Genomic DNA, 20494 nt, shown 5'->3' on the forward strand with positions numbered 1-20494 from the left:
ATCGGTAGATGGGTTTATTTCGATAGGTTGCCCCAATAAGCTAGGCTTGGAGAATGAACTAGGCCCTGGCCAAAGTAGCAACAGAAATCCGACAGTCAAAAGATTCGAAAAGCATTAACGCTGCTGAAATAACTGTTGCGCCGGTTGTTAACACATCGTCCACCAGTAGTATGTGCACATTATCCATTAAAACAGTGGTTTGACAATCAAAGATATCGCTGACGTTTTCATAGCGCTCGAGCCTTCCCTTGCCCGTTTGACTGATGGTTGCTTTCTTCCTAACCAAAATATCCTCCCGCAATGGAATTTCCATCGCTCTGGCTATTCCCCTTCCAAAGTAGGTAGATTGATTATATCCTCTTTTTCGTAGTTTACTACGATGTAAAGGCACGGGAATCACAAAATCGATATCTCGGTATGCCTTTACTTCGATTAATTTTAAGCCATATTGATAGCCAAAATATTCCGCAAGAAAAGGTTGGTTATTGTATTTAATCTGATAGATTAGACGCTCTACACGGCTATCCTTTTGCATGAACAAAAAAGAGCATGCTTCTTCTAACGGTGCTTTTCCCCAGAGCTGTCTTGCGGTATCATTATCTGAATATTCGTGATAGTTCGTATAGGGCAAATGAAAATCGCATGCTATGCAGATAAACTTTTCCTGATATTTTAGCACACAACCGCAACATCCACATTCTCTCGGAAAAAATATAGATAAAAAATCGCCAAAAAGCTTATTTAGTTCGGACTTCATCTGGTTAACTATCCTATTAAAGATAGAAATAATCCCCCAGATTATGCTTCAGATTCCTCTTCTTTCTTATCCTTGATAGCTAATTGCCCACAAGCGGCATCAATATCCTTTCCACGGCTACGTCTCACATTCGTGATGATTCCTTGACTTTTAAGATAATTTGCAAAAATTTCGATTTTATCTGCCTCGGCATTTAGGAAGTCTGCTAATGCAATAGGATTATATTCAATTAGATTGACCTTACACGGTACATGTTTACAGAATTTGGCCAGTTCTTTAGCATCTTCCAATTCATCATTGAAATTATTAAAGACAATATATTCAAATGTGATCGGGCTCTTTGTTTTGGCATAGAAATATTTAAGGGCTTCAGCCAGCGCTTTTAGGGAATTCTGCTCGTTAATCGGCATAATTTCATTTCGCTTTTTATCATTTGCGGCATGCAAAGAAAGCGCTAAGTTGAAACGCACTTGATCATCACCCAATTTCTTAATCATTTTTGCAATACCGGCCGTGGACACCGTAATCCGCTTGGCAGCCATATTCAATCCATCTGGAGCCGTAATACGTTCTACCGATTTCATCATATTGGCATAATTCAACAAGGGCTCTCCCATCCCCATATAGACAATATTTGTCAGAGGCTGACCATAATTCTCTTCGGCTTGCTTGCTGATTAGAACAACCTGATCATAGATCTCATCGGCATTGAGGTTCCTTTTTCGATCCATATAGCCTGTTGCACAGAACTTACAGGTCAGACTACAGCCTACTTGTGAACTGACACAGGCTGTCATACGCTCGGGAGCAGGGATTAACACGCCCTCAATGATATTATTATCATAGAGCCAAAAACTACTTTTAATGGTTTTATCCGAACTGATCTGTGATTCTTTAACTGTAACTGCATTGATTGTAAAATGCTCTTTTAGCTTCTCGCGAAGGGATTTACTTAGATTGCTCATCTGATCAAAATCTACACAAGATTTAACCCAAATCCATTCATAGATCTGTTTTGCACGAAAACCTTGCTCCCCCAACGCTGTAAGTTGGTCTTTGATCTGATCCAAAGACAAACTCCTGATATCTATTCTTTTACTTTTTTCAATCACGGTACAAAGATAAGAATAATTAAGTGACAAAAAATCCCGTTCTACGAAATAGAACGGGACAACTGTTATGTATGTGTTTTAAAATAGGTAGGGCGATATCCAATTAGCCATGAATGGCCTCTTTATTTCCATATGACTGAATAAGCTTACCTTCAAAATCCAGCCACTCTTTCCAACGCTTTTCTACATCAACATCTACGCTATATTTACGTGCAAAATTTAAAAATGTGGTATAATGATTTGCTTCGGAAACCATTAAATCGTAATAAAACTTTGCCAATTCTTTATCTTGAATATTTTGCGACAGCACTCTAAAACGTTCACAACTACGAGCTTCAATCATCGCTGCAAATAATAAACGGTCTATAAAAGCCATGTTACGGCTCCCGTCCTTTTTAGAGAATTTCATCAACTGACCTACATAATCATCTTTTCGCTCACGCCCTAAAGTATATCCTCGTTCTTTAATGATATCAATGACCATCTTAAAATGTTCCATTTCTTCGATAGCGATTGCGGTCAATTCATGTACTAAATCCTCGTGCTCTGAGTTGTTTGTAATTAAGGATATTGCATTTGAAGCAGCTTTTTGTTCACACCATGCATGATCTGTCAAAATCTCCTCTAAATTACCTTCTGCGATGTTTGCCCACCGCGGATCTGTCAATAACTTTAATCCAAGCATCTTACTCTCTAAAATGATTTATTTCACAAAGGTATGTAATATCTAAACGTTAAAAAAATGATAATATCGCTAAATATCTCTGTGTAATGCCCTCCTAATTTCTGGTGCTATTTTCTCGCCATAAATCTCTATAGATCGCAACATTTCTTTATGTCCAGGGGCACCTACATCCATATGAGCAGAGAAACGTGTCAGCTTAAATTTCTCCTGAATCTGCAAGATTTTATCTACAGCATAATTAGCATCTCCAACAATCAGGTGGCCTCTGGAAGACCTTCCGAAATCATATTGCGTGCGTTGATATGGAGGCCAGCCTCGACTTGCCCCTATACGATCCATCTGTGCGGAATAAATCGGATAGTAATAATCTGCTACCTGAGTGCTGTTGTCGCCAAAAAATGCATGCATGTGTACTCCAACTTGAAAATTAGCCATATCATGACCATTATCCTCATACGCTTGGCGATACATGTCAAATAAATGATCGAAACTTTCATACATACCACCAATGATAGCAAACATGACAGGTAAACCCAATTTTCCTGCACGGATAACAGAAGAAGTTGTGCCCCCGACGGCAACCCAAATTGGCAGTGATCCGTTCTTAGGCCGTGGGAAAACTTCTTGATTGATTAGAGGAGCTCTAAAATTTCCACGCCATGTGATTGGATTTTGCTTATTCAAGCTAAGCAAAAGCGCTAACTTCTCTTCAAATAACTCGGAATAATCTTTTAGATCATAACCAAATAAGGGAAAGGATTCGATGAAAGATCCCCTCCCGGCCATTAGCTCGGCCCTTCCATCTGACAACAGATCAACTGCAGCGAAATCCTGAAATAATTTGACAGGATCAGCAGAACTCAATACCGAAACTGCACTACCCAATTTAATATTCTTGGTCACGGTAGAAGCCGCCGCCAAGACTATCTCTGGTGCCGCTACTGCATAATCTGCGCGATGATGTTCTCCTATTCCAAAGAAATCTAAGCCCACTTGATCCATGAGTTTGATTTCTTCAATAATTTCCTTCATTCGGTCTTGTGCTGCCTGGATCTGACCCGTAACTGGATCTATCCGAGAGTCACCAAACATTCCTATTCCTAATTCCATAATTGTCTATTTAAATTCTAAATCAAAATTAAGCCCTTCATAATTTAATTAAATTGATGTAGGACAAGAAATACGAAGAGCATCAAAGCTTTTACCTTCCTTAAAACTATAAAGACCGTTGGTAGCGTACTACCACCGTAGCAAGGAGCTTGCGTATATTAAGGCTGCTCCATTAAAATAGTGCGACAGTATTCTTCGCTACCTGTTCTGCATTTCCACTAAAATGATGTCCGCCAGAAAGGTATACTTTGCTAAAATTCCTAAGGGTTACCTTCTTTACAGCAAAATCGGCTTCATCGTCACCAAGAATAACACTCGTTTTCACGCCATCCATTCTGTTGATTTCCGACACGACATCAAGACTTCGTTTTGCATTACTCCGCCCCAAAATATCTGCAATATGGATCTCAAGATCAGTCGACCCCGAAGGTTCCAAAAGTACTACACTTTTAAGGTTTTTTTTAACGGCAAGATCCAAGCGATTAATAATAAAAGGAACTGCATCCGCACCGAATGAATAACCAACCACAAAAAGGCGGGTATTATGTCGTCCTCCAAGCAAATTTTTAAGCGTGCTTGACACATCCGTAGCAATTTCATTTGGACTTTTTTTCTTCCAGAAATAGCTTTTTGAATCGATAGCAGCCACCGTATATCCCGCTCCAGCAATCAGCTCACAGAGTTTATTTGAAAACGAATTGAACCCGCCATCTCCACTCAGATAGAGAACCAAAGGTAGTACAGCTTTATTATTCCAATATTTCATGTCAATCAAACGTTGTTGAGCAAAAGCATGAAACGCTATGCTTCCAATTATAAATAAAGTGGCTAATTTTTTCATCTGTATGAGCTCTATATGAAGCTATTCATTTGGCTTCATTACTTTTATCAGTGCTGCGGGAAGTTGTATGAGATCAAAATCGTTATCAAATACAAGGTATTTATTTTCCCAAAATGTCGCATATTTTTCTTTAAAATCGCGCAGGCTATGATAATGTTTGAAATTACCTAATCGCTTTGAGGCAAATTTCATAATTTTCTCTGCGGGGCTCTCCGTCGCTCCTAAACCCGTCATTGGTACCATGCCCAAATTTAAATACACGTATTTTCTGGCTTTCGCATAGGCAATAAGTTCAACGATCAACGCATCCATACTTCCACCTGGAGCTTCCGAAGACTTTCGAATCATATCATAGGTACATTCATCTTTTGCATAGTCAGGAATAATATTGAGAAAAGCAACGACTCGACTTGCTTCATTTTTCAGAACAATAATATCCTGTGAGACAAGACCTTCCCCGTCGAACATACCCTGTGAAAAAACCATTTCCTTTTTATCAAATGCTTTCAACCACTCATCGGAGATCGCTTTCAATTGATCTATAATTTCCTTGTTATGCGGTGCTGTCAACACTTCTGTGGTAAACCCCTTTTTATGAATTGCATTCAGTCCGTTACGCAATGACTTACGCTCCTTACCCTCCAGCTTAAATACCTCGAGTTCTAATACTGCCTCCTGTCCAATTGTAATCTTCTGTTTGCGAAGGGAAGAAAAGTGGACCAAGCTATTTTCATCAACACGATAATAAATGGCTTTCAATCCATTTGCATAGCAATATGCATCAAATTCCCGAATCAACTCTTCCTTATCCCCTTGTTCACACACAGGTTCATCCAATACAATTGCAAATTCGTTAGCCAAGCGGTAAGCCGTAAATCCTTCTGAAATTTCCGAAAAAAATAGGCTCTTATCTTTTCCGAGTTTAAAAAAATCCATCGGAGACTGTCCAAATTCGAGCAGCAGCTGCTCCGCACGCTCAAATTCAGATTGGTTCGCGTCCTCATCTGCTAGAAGACGGGGGCGTGCTAACGCATAGATCAAGAGAAACCAGCAAAAAAGGCCAAGTACCTGAGTGATCCGCAAGAGTTCTTGACCAAAGTTTGTTTGTGGCATCAGTTCATCGTCGGCAAACAATAAGAAGCTTCTTGCGGTATGGTAAATGGATTGTCCCCACGTAAAATCGACCCCGAAATGTTGCTTATCAATAAAGTAAAAGCTCAGCACATCAAATAGGCATATGGCCAAGAGAGCAACAAAAAATGTGATAAACCCAATGCGCATCCATCGAATATTACTTTTAATGCGATATTGCTTATAGCTCATCGCCAATAAAACCAAGGTCAATAAAGCCACCGAAGCTTCTTCGTAGTCCAGGGCTTTAAAGACATGCCCCAAAAGGGATAGTGCGCTGAATACTACAGCTATCCAAAATGCAATACGGAAGCCTTTAATCAAATAGGCCGAAGTGACCAGTAAACCCAATCCCAACACTAATACCATAAATTTAGATGCGTGAATTGCTTCCAGCGGCAAATAAAATCGATCAAGTTTCATACGATCGGCCAACGGTGGTGTCAGTACGGAGACGAGGTTCACCACGCCCAAAAAGAAAATAAGCAAGGCAGGTCCAATCCTCGCCAGCAATTGCTTGCCACGCCATGCAAAAGCCAAAAGTCCCAAAATTAAGGGTAGCCAAAATTCGAATGCCCGATAGAGGATAGTGATGCCTAAACCCTCTGCCTGGGAATAGCCATATGCTTTAAAAATATATAACATGGTTAGTTCGACAGCCCCAAGCCCGCGCAAGAAAGGAGAAACGATCATTAATACAACTGATACAGTGTAAGCAATAGCCGCAGCTTCAAAGGAATGATCCAAACCTAGGGCATACATACTTACAAATGCATGTGCTATACCGCAAAATTCCACCACCATGGAGGCGATCATAGTCCCCAACAGATACTTCAGCTTGACTTCTCCGGAAAATATTTCATCAATATTGGAAGAAACAGCAGGAAACTTTGATTCTACCCAGTTGTAGATCCCTCTGTGGGTTCTAAAAGACCAGACTATCCAAAATACAATACCCAACAGCAATCCTAAAATCACCAGTGAAATCCAGGCATCGCCAAAATTTTTGTTGTGCCAGATTGTGTATAATATTACGGGTACGCCAATTATAAAGACAGTCAATAAACCAACATAACCATAAAGAGCGCCAGCCTGATGAATTTGAGTGGTATTTAAATTTCTTTTCCGCAACTGAGTCGTTGTGTAGGCAAGCGAACTAATTCCACCCGCGGGCAAAAACACACTGAGTAAATTGCGCTTTAAGAAAAGATCAATTGCAATCCGCAGATTAATGGAAAGACCAATAGCCTTAAAACTCTGTACATACATCAATCCCTGGAGCACAATATAGATGATGGTTATGGCCACCCCAACGGATACCCAGGTTAAATTGGCCGCACGCAATTGCGGAATAATTGCAGCAAGCTCTTTTCGCTCATTTCTAAAAAATACAAAGGCTAATAAGATTACCAAAACAGCTATTAGTTCCTTCCAATAGGTTTTTGGTGAAAAATGTCGAATCCGTTGAGCAATAGTTTTGACCATATAGTTGTTTAATGGTGGATAACCTTACATATTTTATATACACTGAATAAAGCTAATCGTTTGAAAATGACTAATTGTTAATTTTTCGTCAATTCTTTTCACATTAATCAGTAATTTACCGACATGAAAGAGAAAAAGGTTTTGTTCATCGGACTTGTGTGGCCAGAGCCAACATCTTCTGCGGCGGGCTTTCGCATGATGCAATTGATTGAAACATTCCATGCAAGCTCCTACCAGATTACATTTGCTTCGGCCGCGGCCAAATCACCCTATAGCGCCTTTTTGCAATCTCTGGGGATACAAGAACAGACAATTGTGCTTAATAGCAGCAGCTTTGATGATTTTATTACGCAGCTTCAGCCTGACATTGTTGTATTTGATCGTTTTATGGTCGAAGAGCAATATGGCTGGCGTGTTGCTCAGCAATGTCCCAACGCACTTCGTGTACTTGATACAGAAGATTTACATTTCTTGCGCCAAGCAAGACAGACATCTGTTAAGAGTAAAGATAATTTTTCCTTTCAAGCATTATTTACCGATACCGCCAAACGAGAACTTGCCGCCATACTGCGGAGTGATCTCTCATTGATTATCTCCGAATCTGAAATGAAGATTCTTATCGAAGAATTTCGAATTTCACCGGATATCCTTTATTATCTTCCGTTCCTTGAGAAGGAGATCACTCCCTCTGAGGTGGCACAATGGAAGCCTTTCAAAGAACGCAAGAATTTATTATTTATTGGGAATTTCATTCATGAACCCAACTGGCATACCGTGCAATATCTAAAAACACAAATATGGCCACAGTTAAGAAAGACGCTTCCTAAAGCGGAATTACACATCTATGGGGCCTATGCGACGCAGAAAGTACTACAGTTAAACAATCCAAAAGAGCAATTCTTGATTAAGGGGCGGGCAGAATCTGCTCGTGTTACTATGGAAAACTACCGGGTCCTCCTCGCACCGATTCAATTTGGTGCAGGTGTAAAAGGGAAATTTATTGACGCCATGCAGACCGGCACTCCATCGGTCACGACGACTATCGGAGCAGAAGCCATGAAGGGAAATTTGGACTGGAATGGTTTTATAGAAGATGATCCCGAAACATTTTGTGTCAAAACTGTTGAGCTATATGAAAACAAAAAGATTTGGTATACTGCTCAGGAAAATGGCATCCGAATCATCAACGAACGGTATGAAAAACGAAAGTACCAAGATGACTTTATGACAAATCTATCCTTATTAAAGGCGCAGATTGACAAACATCGTCAACAAAATTTTATTAGTCAGATTTTATTACACCACACGATGCAGAGCACAAAATATATGTCACTATGGATTGAGGAAAAAAACAAATAGATCTTTATTGGACTTCACGCCACCAAGGTGGATATACGCTATCCAATCTATTAAAATACACCAATTGTCCTATTTTAGGCGTAAGCAGATTGATATTTTCTTCATCAGCTATTTCGTAAAATTTCTCCATCGGTTCTTTCCAATCGTGCATAGCCAAAGCGAATTTCGAAGAATGTACGGGTAAAATAGCTTGGGCCTTCAAATCCTTCGTTTCAGCAGCCCATTCATCTGGTAAAGAATGGATATAATGCCAAGCATCGTTATACTGCCCACTTTCTAAGATTGCTAAATCAAATGGCCCGAATTGATCACCTATTTTTTTGAAATGCTTGCCATAGCCACTATCGCCACCCAAGAAAATAGTATACTTGGAGGTCTTTAACACAAAGGATGTCCACAAGGTATTATTCCGTGTGATTCTTCGCCCCGAGAAGTGCCTCGCTGGGGTAAAGGTGACCTGAAAATTAGGTCCTAGTTGTATGCGGTCGTACCAATCACCCTCTATAACCTGATCAGCATTATACCCCCAAGATTCAATATGTGCTCCAACACCAAGACCACAAATAACCTGGCCAACTTTATTGCTCAATTTCGCAACGGTCTCATAGTCCAAGTGATCATAATGATCATGCGTGATAAACAAATAGTCCATTTTAGGAAAAAGCATCGTTGCATAGTCAACCGACATCTTAAAGGGATTATTGCTACCTGGCATAGGGGAAGCATTTTCGCTAAAAACAGGATCCACTAATATTAGTTTTCCATCTAATTTTAACAGATATGAGGAGTGGCCGAACCAGATAAGAACATCGTCTGGAGGGAGATTTTCTAAATCGCAGGCAACAACAGGCAACACATCGATAGGTTTCAAGTGGGGATTTTTATTGAAAAGGAAACCCCAAAACAAAGCGACTACATTGACATCGCTTTTCAACGATGGCGTTACTTCAAGATTATGAAAAGTACCATTTTTAAAATTTGGAGACTGTTTCATCCGCTCCAGTCGAGCACCCTTGAAACTTCCACCAAAGATAGGATGGATAAAATAATAAAGTACGCCGCTGATAAGGATAATCAATAGCGTCGCTAATATAATCCACCCAATCGTTCTCATTAGAAATTATTCTTCCACATCATGGATTCGACCGGACGGATTGTCTTACCGTTATATTTTGCATTACCTTTGGTATTATAAAATGTTTCGATCTCCCCCTCTACCGCAAAATAGATTAACTGTCCTATAGGCATCCCAGCATAAACGCGGACCGGTTGAGCTACCGAAATTTCCAATGTCCAGGTATTGCAGAAACCGACGTCGCCCTTTCCTGCGGTTGCATGGATATCAATCCCTAAGCGACCAGTACTCGATTTACCCTCTAAAAAAGGGACATGCTTATGCGTCTCGGTATATTCTTGTGTAACACCTAAATAGAGCGTATTGGGTTCTAAAACGAATCCCTCTTCAGGAATTTCAAAATGTTGAATTTCATTGTGCTTTTTTGCATCCAGTACACGGTCTGCGTACGTTGCCAAATATTTTCCCAAATGTACATCGTATGAATTTGTGCCCAAACACTTACGATCAAATGGTTTAATGACAATACTGCCATTTTCAATCTCTTCGAGAATTCTTTTATCAGATAAAATCATGTATTTCAAAATAGCAAAGGCATCAGGCCATGCTATACAAATTCAAAAATACAGTTCTCCCACTAATTTTACTTCATTTTTCAAAACAAAAATCTGCGATTTGTTTTTAAATTTGGACATGAGTCTAGTATATCTACGTGAAATTGATAGCCAAACCAAATTTGCTATTTGGCGAATTGAAGAATCTGACGATGATTTGATGTCGAAGCTTCAGTTGGATGAACGTGAAAAAGCAATTTTGGGTTCCTTCAATATTGGAAAAAGAAGGCTCCACTGGCTTGCAACACGTGTGTTATTGCGAACGCTATTAAATACATCCCGCTATATTGAATGTCCTTCCGATCCGAATGGCAAACCTTATCTCGCTAATTTTCCTCAGAAAATATCACTTTCGCACTCATTTGACTATGCGGCTGCAATGATCAGTACAAAGGGAGAGGTTGGGATCGATATGGAAATCATCAACACAAAAGTAGAGCGCATCCAACACAAATTTCTAAAGCCTGAAGAGCTCGCTTTCATCACCCGTGATGAGAACCAATATGAGCAACTTTATGCATGCTGGTGTGCCAAAGAGGCTATTTACAAACTTCAAGGGAATGCGGGTGTTTCTTTCCTGAACAACATGACCATACAACCATTCACCTATCAATCGCAAGGTATGTTAAAACTTGAACTAGACAGCAATCAAAAGAAGCATATTTATGATGTGTATTACGAAAAATTCAATGCGTATATGCTTGCTTATGCTGTGGAATAGGACATTTAAAAAAATAATTTTTCTCAATTTCAATGAATTAGCTTTCTAACTGCACTTTTTTTTTGCGCTTTTTGAAAAAGCTTCTATATTTGCATCATCGAAAACGATATGGCCCGTTCGTCTAGGGGTTAGGACGCAAGATTTTCATTCTTGAAACAGGGGTTCGATTCCCCTACGGGCTACAAAAAGCGACTTCCAAGGAGTCGCTTTTTTAGTTTATTCACTTATCTTCCCAATGCCATGCCTGTTTAAACAACTGGGATCCTTTTAAAAATCCATTAATCCATGTGGACTGTGATTATATGCTGTTAACTAAATCTATACCTTATCGCAAACAAGGAATACCCTGGTTTCTTAAAAGACTGTTTAAGATAAGATGAACTTAACCAGCTTCAACATAATCATGAAATAGTAGATATGAAACAGTAATGACCGATCGGATAAAAGTTCTATTTGAAACTGATTGAGAAGAATTTAGCAGTACAAATTTAAAACGATCGGTCAAAACGCTAACTCTTTAAAATTTTCGCTTTCTCTGTATCAAATTCTTCTTGATTGATAATGCCTGCGTCTAATAAATCCTTCAGATCAAATAGCGCCTGCTTTTTTTGTGTCATATCCATTCCTGTAGGCCTTTCAGGTATTACCTTTTTATTGGCGCTGACCGGCCCGTCTCCCACAGCGTTGGTTTGCGCACCGAAATCAATCAATAAGGCTGTTATTTCGTTATATCCTTGCATATTGGAATAATCTATTGCTTTCTGTTCCAATACATTCGCTATATCTGTCACTGCTCCGTTGGAAAGAAGATACCGCAACACATCTTTTTTACCATAAGCGGCAGCATAATGAAGCGCGGTATTGCCTGTTGCATCCTGTTTATCGATCGTTGCGCCACTATCCAAAAGCTGTTTGACCAAAGATAGGTAGCCCATTTTTGTAGCCGTATGTAATAATGTCTCCCCAGCATAATGTGGTTCAAATCCAAGTATAAAAGTACGCCCTCCTGTTCTAGCAATCAACTTCTCCAAATATTGTCCATCCTTTCCGTCAAATGAATCCACAGGACGCGCGTAATCCGCAGAAAGACCTTTTTCTAAAAATAATGCAAGCAACTCCTTTTGATTACTATTACATACATACCATACTGGCGAAATACCCTCAGCAGATTCAGCAAAAATATCACTTCCCTGCTCCAACAATTTTTGGGCAAGAATACGATTCCCGTTTTTTACGGCAAGCAGTAAAGGCCCCTCGCTTAAGTCATTGAGTATATTGACAGAAGCACCATTATCTAACAACATGTTCACAATAGGAACAGAGCCCAAAGCCACTGCCAAATTTAAAGCTGTGTTGCCTTCTTTGTCTGTTGTGTCTACACGAGCGCCATTTTCAACAAGCAATTGTACTACAGGTGGATATTTTGCTTGGACAGCCAATAGTAAGGGGGATTCAGCGCTGTTATTTAAAGCATTTACATCCAAGCCATGTGTAATCAGTTTTTCAACCATTTCCTGTTGCCCTGTGCGCGCTGCGATATGAAGCAAGCTATTCCCCAAAAAATCATTGATTAAAATATTGGCGTTATTTTCCAATAAATAGACTGCCGTTTGCTTTTGCTTTTGTAACAGGGCAAAATACAAAGGGGTTTCACCCCGATGATCTTCGTAGTCCAAGGTAGCACCTGCGTCAACTAACTTTTTCACCAAATCTAGATACCCCCGATGCGCAGCATAATGCAATGCTGTACGCCCCATTTCATCGGTGTAAGATACATCCACTTGATGCTTTTCCAGTAATATCTCCGCTATCTTACGTTTCCCACTTTCACAAGCAATTATAAATGATTGAGACATAACTCTTTTCTAAACTTATTTATTGTTTTAATAACCATTCGACTGTCTTTATCTTGAGATTATCATCCATAGCGTAATCAACAGCCTTTTTATCCAATCTATTTTCTGATTGAGGGTCGACCCCCTCACCAACAAGATATTTCACCTTTCTGTACAGCTCACGGGCTTTATTTTCATCGTGATTGAGATTTTCTTGACAAACCTTATGCAATAACGTATTACCCTCATTATCCATATAATTTAGATCTAAAAATCCTTTGTCCACAATTTCTTGTATAACCAAAAGAGACTTTTCTGCCAGCCAATCAACTCCTGTTTTTTCTCTCTGGTACCACATGGAGGCTGCCGTCAGATCAGCACCGTGTTCCAAAAGCACGACTAGAACGGTTAGATTAGTCTCACTGTCGGTATGCATTCTGCGAAGGAATGCATTGAGCAAGTTTTCACCTTGCTTATCGACGCTATGAAAATCTGGCTTTCCATAATTGAAGAGAGTCAGCAGTAAATCTGGATTAAAATGCCTAATCGCGGCATAATGAAAAGCACTTTCCCCATGCCAATCCTTTAAGCCTGGGTCTGCTCCAGCATCCAGTAATTTAACTACAGCGTCAGTTTTCAACGTATCAACAGCCATATGTAACGCTGTCTTCTGTTCAACATTGGCAATATTCGGATCTAAGCCCTCCGCTAATAACCAATCGACAAGCTCGCTAATACGCTCGTTGGGCTGCATACGTAAAATACACACTTTAAAAAGCAATGTTTGTCCATATTTGTCCATTCGCTGCAAGTCAGCACCTGCCTCATAAATAAGTTTTAAGAAAGGCATTGCCACATTTTCCTGCACAGCATATTCCAATAAGGTACTACCGTCCACTTCTTCATCAATATCATCAACCTGAGCCAAATAACTTTTGATCCAATTTAGATGGATGTCAAGTTGTGCTTCGGATGTTAGCTGAGGCTTAAATAAGGTATTGATGACAGATGTGCTCAAACGATCGTAATCGTATAGATCAGTTGAGATTAGCCCCTTTAGTAAAAACCGATCTAGGATTCCATAATGCTGAGATCGAATCAATTGGCTCACTAAACTATTCAATTCGTACTCCTGAAACTCAATTCTGCTGTCTGCTGCTGCGACAATCTGTTCCATCTTTGCAATTTCATCTTTGCGCGAAAATTCAGCAAGTGCTCTTAGTTCGTTATTTGTCATTTTTTTACTGGTGTTAATCTAAACACGAAACCAACATGGTTCAATTAAAAACGATTTAACAAAAAAAATAGTATGAATACCATTTAATATAAGCTACGGAATCAGTATAAAACTGTAACCTAAAAGGATAATAAAAAATTGCTTTAGGCCGCTACTCAAAATTGGGTGTCCTTTTCGCTAAAAATGCAGAAATACCTTCTTTGAAATCTTCTGTACCGAATAAATGTCCAAAGGCATCCATTTCAACTTTGCTTCCATTTTGTTGTTTATCTTCTGCAGCGTTAATTGCAGCTATTGCATTTGCTACTGCAACGCGAGAGCGCGTAAATATCTTTTGAAGTATTTCCTCCGCTCGGGCAATGAGTTTATCCTGTACGACCACCTCGTTTACCAATCCTATTTCATAAGCCTGCTGAGCGTCAATCATATCACCCGTTAAAATTAGTTGCATGGCTCGTCCTTTTCCGATTAATTTGGGTAAACGTTGTGTACCGCCATAACCTGGAATTAAGCCCAACGAAACCTCTGGAAGACCCATTTTAGCATTCTCAGAAGCTATACGCATGTGACAGGCCAAAGCGAGTTCAAGCCCTCCGCCTAGGGCATACCCATTGATAGCAGCAATAACTGGCTTTGGAGAGTCCTCAATAAGATCCGAAAAAATAATATGCCCCCTTTCACTCAGCCATCGCGCCTGAATAACAGACAAATCCAAAAATTCCTTGATATCTGCTCCTGCTGCAAATGCTTTGTTTCCAGCGCCAGTCAGGATTATACCTCGTACTTGATTGTCGGAATTGAAATGTTTGAAAAGATCTTGTAAATCATCCAGTGTTTGCTGATTCAAGGCGTTCAGCTGCGGTTCGCGATTAATAAAGATATAGCCTATACTATCTTTAATAGCGTATTTTAAACTTGAATATTGAACCATATTGCTAAAAATTAAAATGTAAAGATGCCGTAAAAGTATCTGAAGGTACGCCTTCGCCACCTCTATAGCTTAATCTCTTTTTATACTCTAATCTAATCAATTTAAAGATATTATCTACCCCCACAAGCCCTTCCACATAAGGTTTGTTACGGAATGCCTTTGTTTGAATAATGCCTTCTTTATCTGCCTCAAATTGAATATTTTCGGGAGTAACAAATGGATTGTTTGCATCACTCAGCTTTCCATAAAAAGCCTTAAAGCCTGTTACTTCACGCCACTTTAACCTTCTGAACAAGGGAATTCTATTGAAAAAGAAACCGTTCCAATTGTGATAATAAGTTAGCTTCAAAAACTGGTCGGAAGCAAATTCCGAAGTCGCCATCAGATCAAAGTTCACCAAAGGTCCCTGCTTATCTTTTGTGACCTCTGGAAGTTCAAGCAAGGTATAAGGCAGGTGCTTACCCCAAATTCTTCCTCCTGAAAATTCGAGATCGGCCTGACCTGCCGGAGATAAGAATAATCGTTTAAAAATACTGAACCGCAATGCATCATACCTATAATCAGCTCCCCAAAAGCCTTTCAAACCTTTGTTATATTGCAGGGTAAAGATGGGATACTTATTTTCTACAGTACCCCTGTCTAAATTATGATAGGTAAATTCTTCATTTGGAGCCCAGCGTAAAATCAGCTGCAGATCATTTGTATTTACCTGGCGAACTGTATCGGGCAAAGGTAGACTATTGATATAAAACAAATCACCACGGGGCTGTCTTCGGGTGTGCGTAAATGCCGTTCCGACGCTAACATGATTCCCAAATTCGATCAGATGATCTAAGCGATAGATGTCATTAAATTGCCATTTGTTAGGCCTATTTCTCCCAAAAGAACGGAAGAATCCATCGCCTTTCAAGAAGCCCAAGCCCCGCCCTGGTTCCATCACATCATGTTGTACAGTAAAGCGCAAATAATTTGCAGGAAACTGAACAATACGTTCACCATTCAACGTAAAGGCCGTACTCAAGTAATATTTAAGTTCTTTATCTTTATCTCCATAAGCAGTATATCCTTCAATATAAGCTTTTTCGGAGAATAAACGAGTTGTTCGACCACTTAAGCGGAACCGATTACCTTCATAATTATTACGGCTGTATAGATATTCAAGAGGTCCAAATTCAACTTTCCCAGCATTATAATAGCCCTTTGCCAGTAAATAACCTAATGCAACCAACTGATTAAAAGATCGCATATTTTGTACCGAATCAACTTTTTGGTAGGCCCCTAATTCCGCATGCCTTAAGGGACTCGGTCTAATCCGTACTAGGGGCACTTGTGCAGCAGATTTGAGAAGATACCTTTTTTCAATAGGTACTCCGGCAAAATTCTCACTCGAAATTGAATCCGTACGATGTCCTAGGTATTGGGATTCTCTGCGTCCATATAATACATCGGACTTACTACCGCCAAATAACATTTTCAGATCTGCATGAACAGGGAGCATACCACCATTTTTAAATTCGCGATAGTTCAGCTCTATCTGTACGTCATTTATCCAATTGATGTTTGCGGCACGTCCTATATTCAATGTCGCGCGATGGACCGCATATCTCGTATCATCCGAGATCAGGAGATCACCGTAGAAAAGCAAATCAATCGCAGATTTGCCTTCAAAATGGAGTGCTATATAATCCTGACCATCGATTTGAATTGTATCTTTGATCTGATAGTTATAAAATGCCGTTGCACCAGTAGCAATTGGGCTCAACACACCTTTGTTAGTGATCTGAATCGTATTATCATAGAGATCAACATCACGGAGTATCGTCTGAAACCGGGTTTGCCAATTATCATTGTTAAAAAAGCGTGGATTTAATTCTGTTTGATTGTGGCTAATGATAATTTTCTTACTTCGGTCTGGATTATGTGATGAATAGACATTTGCATAGTTTTCCTCCAGATAGAATGGCGCGATTGTGAGCCCCCGGAAAGCAGTAGAGTCAACATTCTCAAAAAGAAACCGAAATGGTTTTGGAAATTTCTTGGCTTTATCTTCCGGATTGACAAAACCAAACTGTGTTTTCTCGTATTCGTCGAAACGAATTTCAGGAATACGGGTGTAATGGTTCTGGGGACGGTTTGCTATCACCTTTTCAATCAAGGCGATGGCAGGATCTTTGAATTTTTTATTTTTTCTACTGACGACAACCTCCTCTAACGTATTATTAGAGGCTACTAAACGAACTGTCAAAATCGAATCTTGCAGTCGGCGAACATCAATTGTCCTGCGTTCATAACCCACTGCACCGAAGATTAACTGGCGATACTTCTTAATGTCCTGAATTTTAAAATTTCCAAGCGTATCACTACTACCTCCTCGATCTTCCCCAAGCCAGTTAATTGAGACTCTTGCGATACCTTTTCCTGTATGCGCATCCACTACCTTTCCACGAATAAATTCCTGCGCAATTACCCGCCCTCCTATAAAGAGGAATAATAATACACCGAAAAAATGAATAGAAAAAGATTTAACACACACTTTAAACACCATCTGCAAATTGATAGGATTTCTTTTTTACAATATACAATTTGTATGCAAGAGTTATACCAATAAAAGTAAAAAAAGCACAGCGAATCGCCATGCTTAATAAACAACAAGTATTCTAACAGAAATCTTCACTTTTAATCCACGTAATCGCAATGCTGATTACTAAAAGTCGCTATGCGCATTTAAAACATGTATGTTGAATAAAAACTTTATATTAATTTTAAAAGATAATCTGGATATACTCCAATTATAATTGTAAGCACGACTGCAAGGAATAGTACAAGTGAATAATTCCACTGCACATTGACACAAGATTCCTCACTATCCCTAAAGTACATCGCAACAACAACCTTTAAGTAGTAATATACGGCAATTGCCGCGTTGACGACGGCTAGCACGAGCAATACAATATGATAGTTCTCCATCACAGAAGAAAACATCATAAATTTACCAATAAATCCGGCAGTCAAAGGTATACCGGCAAGAGAAAGCATGGCAACTGTAATTGCAAATGCCAGCATGGGATTACGTTTGCCCAATCCATTGAACGCTTCAAAATGCTCGGAACCTGTTGTCTTTTTGACAAGGATCAATCCCGTAAAAGCAACAATCGTTGCCAGCGAATAAGCAAGACCATACGCAAAGATGCTATTGGCTGACGTGGCACCCACGGCTATAATCGCAAACAACATATAACCTGCATGAGAAACACTCGAATAGGCAAGCATTCGTTTGAAAGAAGACTGCATTAACGCTGAAATATTTCCAACAAATAAGGTGAGAATGGCAATCACTAAAAATACGGGTGTCCAAAAATCTTGTAAAGGCAATAGACTATAATTGAATAAACGCAATAATCCAGCAAAAGATGCTACCTTAACTACTGTACTCATATAACTTGTAATCAAAATCGGAGCCCCATCGTAAACATCGGGTGTCCAGAAATGGAATGGAACAGCTCCAACTTTGAAAGTCAGCCCTACGATTAGAAATAATATTCCGCCATAAAATAAAGGTGAAATCGCCTGAGGATTATTAACAACATATTCTTTCACTGCACTTAGATCAAATGAGCCTGTTGCTCCGTATAGGAGGGCAATTCCAAACAAAAGAAAACCGGTTGAAAAAGCACCCATAATAAAATACTTTAGCGCAGCTTCATTTGATGCTTTATCTCTTTTACGTATTCCGACCAAAATATAAAGTGCTACTGACATAATTTCAATGCCTAAAAAGAGCATCGAAAAATTATGATAACTATTTACAAGAACAGCTCCTGCGAGGGAAAATATTAATAGTGAATAATATTCCGCGACTTGTCCCTCTTGGTCAAAATACCCTTTTGAAACAACAAAGATACATAAGGTAACGGCAATACATAAGATTGAAAAAACAATAGCATAATGGTCAAAATGAACCATCCCGCTGTAAAGAGGACCGCTGGTAGAATTCCAGTCGTACCATAGAAAACCGATAGCGACAAGAAATCCAAGGATAGAAACAGGCAGTAGCATAGATTTTACCTTGAATAAGCCAAGATAAAGGACCACCAATGCTAATATCGAAAGTGTAATTATTGCACCCATACAATTAAATAAATCTATTATCTGCCTAAAAATGTACTTAAAACTTCCACCGAACTTGCAGAAAGGTTCAATAGGAAATTTGGGAATATACCAATATAAAGAATTAAGGCGGAGACTATCGTTAACACGACAAGCTCGGTACTTTTCACATCTTCAAATTGTTTGGTTCTTTCGGTCGCTTCCCCTAACATGGTCTTTTGATAAAGTCTAAGGATATATACTGCCCCAAGAATTAAGGTTAAACCTGCAAACACAGCAAACCAAAATCCATATTGAAAAACGCCTTTCAATAACAAAAACTCGCCAACAAACCCGTTCGTAAGAGGCAGCCCAACTGCTCCCATACAAATAATCATAAAGAATATCGCCAAACGTGGCGCCTTGCTTGCTATTCCGCCGAGCTCAGAAAGACTTCGTGTCTGTGTGCGCTGCTGTATAATATCCAACACATAAAAAAGCCCGATCACCAAAATACCGTGATTTAACATTTGAATAGTTGCTCCACTCAGGCCATTGGTATTCCATGTGAAGACACCAGCACTAATTAAGCCAACGTGGGCTATTGATGAATAGGCGATCAATCGCTTCACATCATCTTGTTTAATGGCAATAATGGAAGCATAAACGATCCCAATTACACATAAGATCATCGCAAAATGACCATATAGTGCAACGCCAGCAGGCGCAATAGGCAGCAGCCAACGCATTAAACCATAAACCCCCATTTTGAGCATAATACCTGCCAGCAACATTGTACCTGCTGCAGGCGCATTAGTATAGGTGTTAGGTTGCCAAGTATGAAAAGGGAAAATAGGAATTTTAATAGCGAAAGCGATAAAAAATGCCCAAAATAACCACCGCTGTGTATTTTCCCCTAAATCTAATGCGATAAACGAAGTCCACTCAAAATCACGGTTAGGTACTTGTTGATAGAGATAAAGAATCGCAATCAGCATCAAAAGACTACCCAAAAACGTATAGATGAAGAATTTCAAGTTGACACGAATGCGATCTCCTTCGCCCCAAAGGGCACAGATAAAGTAGATCGGGATCAAGGCAATTTCCCAACCCACATAAAAACTAAAAGCGTCCAAGGCCATAAATACCAGCAACAATCCTGCTTGCATAAAAGCCATTAGTGCATAGAAACTTCCTTTATAATCCTTCTTAAAGGTTGTGGCAATAATTAAAGGCATCAGCCCATTCGTCAATAATATCAACGGCAAGCTAATTCCGTCAACGCCGATATGAAAACGAATATGCAACGAAGAAATCCATAGCCAATTTTGTTCAAATTGCATCCCTCCATTCGCGTCAAAAGCATAAAGGAAGGGAATCGTCAACGCCAAAGATATCAATGATAAAATCAAGGCAATAGACTTGGCAGCATTGGTCTTTAATAAAGTTAGCATCAATGCGCTTATTAACGGCAATAAAATAAGTAAAAACAAGTTATCCATCGATTATACCAAA

Annotated in this window: 16 protein-coding genes and 1 tRNA gene; 3 read left to right on the top strand and 14 right to left on the bottom strand. The window is 39.5% G+C overall.

Annotated features, from left to right (window positions below; translation table 11 throughout):
- Positions 1-58: 58 nt before the first annotated feature.
- The 6 genes from VXM68_RS04440 to VXM68_RS04465 form a co-directional block, all read right to left on the bottom strand.
- The gene (locus VXM68_RS04440; RefSeq protein ID WP_294186049.1) at positions 59-757 is read right to left on the bottom strand and encodes a ComF family protein; all 699 of its coding nucleotides are present in this window, start codon (positions 755-757) and stop codon (positions 59-61) included.
- A 41-nt stretch (positions 758-798) separates the two neighbouring features.
- Positions 799-1866, bottom strand: a complete 1068-nt coding sequence (gene rlmN, locus VXM68_RS04445) for a 23S rRNA (adenine(2503)-C(2))-methyltransferase RlmN (RefSeq protein ID WP_293957358.1) — start codon at positions 1864-1866, stop codon at positions 799-801.
- Positions 1867-1972: 106 nt separating this feature from the next.
- Positions 1973-2554 carry a tRNA-(ms[2]io[6]A)-hydroxylase gene (locus VXM68_RS04450; protein ID WP_293957284.1) on the bottom strand — a complete coding sequence of 194 codons (582 nt, stop codon included), beginning with the start codon at positions 2552-2554 and terminating at the stop codon, positions 1973-1975.
- Between the two features lie 69 nt (positions 2555-2623).
- On the bottom strand, positions 2624-3664 hold the full coding sequence (locus tag VXM68_RS04455) for an LLM class flavin-dependent oxidoreductase (protein WP_367210573.1): 1041 nt from the start codon (positions 3662-3664) through the stop codon (positions 2624-2626).
- 172 nt (positions 3665-3836) lie between these two features.
- A complete protein-coding gene (locus VXM68_RS04460; protein WP_293957286.1) occupies positions 3837-4505 on the bottom strand; it encodes an AcvB/VirJ family lysyl-phosphatidylglycerol hydrolase in 669 nt (222 codons plus the stop codon).
- A gap of 21 nt (positions 4506-4526) precedes the next feature.
- Entirely contained in the window at positions 4527-7121 is a 2595-nt protein-coding gene (locus tag VXM68_RS04465; RefSeq protein WP_367210574.1) for a phosphatidylglycerol lysyltransferase domain-containing protein, read from the bottom strand.
- Between the two features lie 123 nt (positions 7122-7244).
- Between VXM68_RS04465 and VXM68_RS04470 the strand changes: the two genes are divergently transcribed.
- On the top strand, positions 7245-8480 hold the full coding sequence (locus tag VXM68_RS04470; RefSeq protein ID WP_367210576.1) for a glycosyltransferase: 1236 nt from the start codon (positions 7245-7247) through the stop codon (positions 8478-8480).
- A gap of 4 nt (positions 8481-8484) precedes the next feature.
- Here the strand turns inward: VXM68_RS04470 and VXM68_RS04475 are convergent, their stop codons facing one another.
- Together VXM68_RS04475 and dcd are read right to left on the bottom strand one after the other, a co-directional pair.
- Complete coding sequence (locus VXM68_RS04475) at positions 8485-9594, bottom strand: MBL fold metallo-hydrolase (protein WP_367210577.1); 1110 nt, start codon at positions 9592-9594, stop codon at positions 8485-8487.
- Positions 9594-10130, bottom strand: coding sequence for a dCTP deaminase (gene dcd / locus VXM68_RS04480; RefSeq protein WP_367210578.1), 537 nt, complete (start codon positions 10128-10130; stop codon positions 9594-9596). Before dcd ends, VXM68_RS04475 begins: the two co-directional genes overlap by 1 nt.
- 118 nt (positions 10131-10248) lie before the next feature.
- On the opposite strand from dcd, the gene VXM68_RS04485 reads away from it, so the two are divergent.
- Positions 10249-10890 (top strand): 4'-phosphopantetheinyl transferase superfamily protein, encoded by a 642-nt coding sequence (locus VXM68_RS04485; protein ID WP_293957290.1) that lies wholly within the window; start codon positions 10249-10251, stop codon positions 10888-10890.
- Between the two features lie 110 nt (positions 10891-11000).
- A tRNA-Glu gene (locus VXM68_RS04490) sits at positions 11001-11072 on the top strand.
- A gap of 327 nt (positions 11073-11399) precedes the next feature.
- Here VXM68_RS04490 and VXM68_RS04495 read toward each other — a convergent pair.
- The 6 genes from VXM68_RS04495 to VXM68_RS04520 all read right to left on the bottom strand — a co-directional run bounded on the left by VXM68_RS04495 (position 11400) and on the right by VXM68_RS04520 (position 20481).
- Entirely contained in the window at positions 11400-12746 is a 1347-nt protein-coding gene (locus VXM68_RS04495; RefSeq protein ID WP_367210579.1) for an ankyrin repeat domain-containing protein, read from the bottom strand.
- A gap of 19 nt (positions 12747-12765) precedes the next feature.
- A complete protein-coding gene (locus tag VXM68_RS04500) occupies positions 12766-13962 on the bottom strand; it encodes an ankyrin repeat domain-containing protein (RefSeq protein WP_367210580.1) in 1197 nt (398 codons plus the stop codon).
- A gap of 151 nt (positions 13963-14113) precedes the next feature.
- Positions 14114-14893 (bottom strand): enoyl-CoA hydratase/isomerase family protein, encoded by a 780-nt coding sequence (locus VXM68_RS04505; protein WP_367210581.1) that lies wholly within the window; start codon positions 14891-14893, stop codon positions 14114-14116.
- Between the two features lie 4 nt (positions 14894-14897).
- Positions 14898-17438: a DUF5686 family protein gene (locus tag VXM68_RS04510; protein WP_294186063.1), complete on the bottom strand. Its 2541-nt coding sequence runs from the start codon at positions 17436-17438 to the stop codon at positions 14898-14900.
- 206 nt (positions 17439-17644) lie between these two features.
- On the bottom strand, positions 17645-19021 hold the full coding sequence (locus VXM68_RS04515; RefSeq protein ID WP_367210582.1) for an NADH-quinone oxidoreductase subunit N: 1377 nt from the start codon (positions 19019-19021) through the stop codon (positions 17645-17647).
- 17 nt (positions 19022-19038) lie between these two features.
- Positions 19039-20481, bottom strand: a complete 1443-nt coding sequence (locus VXM68_RS04520; RefSeq protein WP_367210583.1) for a NuoM family protein — start codon at positions 20479-20481, stop codon at positions 19039-19041.
- Positions 20482-20494: the final 13 nt, after the last annotated feature.

The sequence above is a fragment of the Sphingobacterium sp. R2 genome (genome assembly GCF_040760075.1).
Classification (GTDB): Bacteria; Bacteroidota; Bacteroidia; order Sphingobacteriales; family Sphingobacteriaceae; genus Sphingobacterium.